This window comes from Streptomyces alkaliphilus (genome assembly GCF_014141535.1).
Lineage (GTDB): Bacteria > Actinomycetota > Actinomycetes > Streptomycetales > Streptomycetaceae > Streptomyces > Streptomyces alkaliphilus.
Map to the genome: position 1 here is coordinate 1 of NZ_VKHT01001263.1, position 1,206 is coordinate 1,206.

The following is a 1,206-nucleotide window of genomic DNA, read 5'->3' on the forward strand; positions in this document are numbered from 1 at the left end:
CGGCCCCGCCGACCGGGCACCCGCCCCTCCACGGACCCGGATTCGCCGCCGACCCCGATGCCACCTACGCCTGGCTGCGCACCGCGGGCCCCGCCCATTTCGTGGAGCTCGCCCCCGGCGTGGAAGCCGTCCTGGTCACCGGCTACGACGCGGCACTCGAAGTGCTTCGCAGCCCGTACTTCAGCAAGGACGCCCGCCGCTGGACCGCGCTGGCACAAGGCCGGATCCGCGCGGACAACGAGGTGGTCCCCATGATGGGGTGGCGCCCGTCCCTGTGGTTCGCCGACGGAGAAGCGCACCTGCGGCTGCGCGCCTCGGTCGATCTGGCACTGAGCCGGATCAACCCCCACCGGCTACGGGCCCACGTCCAGCACACGGCGAACGAACTGATCGACGGGTTCGCGTCCGAGGGGAGCACCGACCTCGTCGCCCGGTACGCCGATCCACTGCCCGCCATGGTTCTCGCCCGACTCCTCGGCTGCCCGGGCCCACTCGGCGCCCGCATGGCCACCGCCTGCCGACAGATGATCGACGCGGAACCCGCCGTCGCCCAGGAAGGCGGACAGAACCTCGCCGCCTGCCTGGCCGAACTCGTCGCCGCCAAACGCTCCGCCCCCGGCGCGGACGTCACCTCCTGGCTGCTGGAGCACCCGAGCGGGCTCTCGGACACGGAAACGGTGCACCAACTCGTCGTGCTCATCGGGGCGGGCAGCGTGCCGCAATCCTCCTGGATCTCGACGGCGACCATGATGCTCCTGGCCGACGACCGCTTCGCCGTCGATCTCACCGGTGGCACCCTCACCGTGGCCGACGCCCTCAACGAAGTGCTGTGGCGGCATTCCCCCCTGGCGAACTTCTCCTTCCTGTACGCCACCCAGCCCTACCCACTGCGCGACCCACGGGGCCGGTTCCTCATCCCCACCGGGGTGCCGGTACTGATCAGCCACGCGGCGGCCAACACCGATCCGACCCGGCCCGCACACCCCGAGCAACGGGTCGCGAACCACTCCCACCTCGCCTTCGGCGCCGGTCGGCACGCCTGCCCCGCCCGGGGCATATCCGGGGTCATCGCCGAGACCGCGATCGAGCTCCTGCTGGACCGGCTGCCCGACATGCAGCTCTCCGTTCCCGGGTCCGCGCTGAGCTGGCGGCCCGGCCCCTTCCACCGCGCCCTGGCCGCCCTCCCCGTGCGCTTCACTTCGGCCC

1 protein-coding gene is annotated in these 1,206 nt (G+C 72.3%); it reads left to right on the plus strand.

Annotated elements, in window-relative coordinates; all coding sequences use genetic code 11:
- Positions 1–1,206 (plus strand): cytochrome P450 (locus tag FNQ90_RS23840; RefSeq protein ID WP_182608240.1); only part of this gene is annotated, 1,206 nt, incomplete at both ends.